The following is a 2045-nucleotide window of genomic DNA, read 5'->3' as shown; positions in this document are numbered from 1 at the left end:
GAGCCTGATGCGATCAGACGGAACCGTCTGATCGTTGAATCAGGCTCTAAACTCACAGACTTGAGCCCGCCCAGCCCCTGTCTCGACGCGACCTAGCGATCGCCGGGGGTGCGGATCTCGTAGCCCTGGCTTCGCAGACGGTCGAGCACGCCCCCCTGGCTCAGGAGCGGGCGGAGCGGAACCACGGCCACGCTGTGGCCCGGCGTGTTCAGGGCCTGGGCAATGGCGCGGGCCTGGTCGGCCTTGACCCGCTCATCCAGCTCCGCGGCGCCCGGCGCGGCGGCCAGGCAGCGCTCATAGGCGCGCTCGCCGTCCAGGGCCGGGCGCACCTGCCCCCAGGCCCAGGCCCGCGCGGCGTCCTGAACCTGACCGGGACCGGCCTCCACCGCCGCCAGGGCCTCGATCAGGCAGGCCTGCTGAGCCGCCTGCGGGGTGCGCACCACCGACCGCAGCAGAGCCGCGGCGTCATAGCTGCGCGCCTCCACCCTGACCCCCTGGGCGGCGGCCATGCGGCCGATGGTCTTGGCCGGATCGGCGGCGGTGAGCCGGGCGGCGTCGCGATAGTCGCTGATCAGCAACAGGGCCGCAGCCATGCCGTTGCCGGTCCGGTAGCGGGAGGCGGGCTGGCCCGCCGCCTCGCGGGCGGCGACGAAGCGGGCGCGCAGATCGGCGGGCAGGCCGTCTTCATACGGGTCTGACCTGCGCAGCCGCAGCAGGCTGACCGCCGCGCCCGGCGCGCTCAGCAGGTTCACGCTGGCGCTGTTGAAGGGCAGGATGACCTGGTTGGCGCCGCGCAGGCGTCGCTCCACCCCTGCGGGATCCCAGCCGCCGCCCTTGGGAAAGACCGAGGGGACGCCCAGCACATGGACGACGGACTCCCCCCGCGACACCCGCCACCAGGCGGGGCCCGCCTCCCGCGCGGTGACCACCAGCTCCTCCACCAGCACCGCGTCAGGGTCCGGCGGCAGGCCCTGGGCCGACGCGGTCTGGGGCATGAGGGCCAGGGCGGCCAAGGCGCCCAGGACAGCCATACGGGCGGGTCGCGTCATGCGGGGACTCCTGGGATCGGCGGGATGCTGAATCGTCCTATATTGGAATTGAGACTGAAAGCTGATCATGACCATCCGCCGCCTCCCCCCCGAAACCGTCAACCGCATCGCCGCCGGCGAGGTGGTGGAACGGCCCGCCAGCGCCATCAAGGAGCTGGTGGAGAACGCCCTGGACGCCGGGGCGCGGCAGATCGAGGTGCAGGTGGACGGCGGCGGCCTGTCGCGCATCCTGGTGGCCGACGACGGCTGCGGCCTGTCGCCCGAGGAACTGCCTCTCGCCGTGGAGCGGCACGCCACCTCCAAGCTCGCCCCGGACGACGCCGGCGACTATGACCTGCTGCGCATCGCCACCCTGGGCTTCCGCGGGGAGGCCTTGCCCTCCATCGGCTCGGTGGCGCGTCTGGCCATCACCAGCCGGGCGCGGGGGGCCGCCGACGCCTACGCCCTGCGGGTGGATGGCGGCGCCCTTGGCGAGGTGACGCCGGCGGCCTTTCCCGGCGCCCATGGGGCGCGGGTGGAGGTGCGCGACCTCTTCTACGCCACCCCGGCCCGGCTCAAATTCATGAAGTCCGAACGGGCCGAGGCCATGGCCATCGCCGAGGAACTGAAACGCCAGGCCATGGCCCACGAGGCGGTCAGCTTCACCCTGGACGTGGACGGCCGCCGCACCTTGCGCCTGCTCGCCGAGGCGCCGGGCGATGCCGGCCGGCTGGCGCGGCTGGCGGCCATCATGGGCCGGGAATTCTCCGAAAACGCCCTGCTGATCGACCACGAACGCGAGGGGGTGCGCCTGTCGGGCTATGCCGGCCTGCCGACCCTCAATCGCGGCAATGCGGCCCATCAGTATCTGTTCGTCAATGGGCGCCCGGTGCGCGACCGTCTGTTGCAGGGAGCCTTGCGCGGCGCCTATGCCGACTTCCTGGCCCGGGATCGCCACCCCCTCACCGCCCTCTTCCTGACCCTGGACCCCACCCAGGTGGATGTGAACGTCCACCC

At 72.6% G+C, this 2045-nt stretch carries 2 protein-coding genes; one reads left to right on the top strand and one right to left on the bottom strand.

Annotation, left to right across the window (positions count from 1 at the left end):
• Positions 1-92 precede the first annotated feature (92 nt).
• Positions 93-1049, bottom strand: a complete 957-nt coding sequence (locus V7D28_RS15080) for a TraB/GumN family protein (RefSeq protein WP_333588200.1) — start codon at positions 1047-1049, stop codon at positions 93-95.
• Positions 1050-1116: 67 nt separating this feature from the next.
• Here V7D28_RS15080 and mutL point away from each other — a divergent pair.
• A partial coding sequence (gene mutL, locus V7D28_RS15075) for a DNA mismatch repair endonuclease MutL (RefSeq protein WP_333588199.1) occupies positions 1117-2045 on the top strand: 929 nt, incomplete at its 3' end.

Origin of the sequence: Phenylobacterium sp. (genome assembly GCF_036723115.1) — a bacterium.
GTDB lineage: Bacteria > Pseudomonadota > Alphaproteobacteria > Caulobacterales > Caulobacteraceae > Phenylobacterium.
This window is presented reverse-complemented; position numbering and strand designations above follow the sequence as displayed.

Coding starts and splice junctions, on each gene's coding strand:
- V7D28_RS15080 (WP_333588200.1), bottom strand. CDS start 1,049: ATGACGCGACCCGCCCGTATGGCTGTCCTGGGCGCCTTGGCCGCCCTG.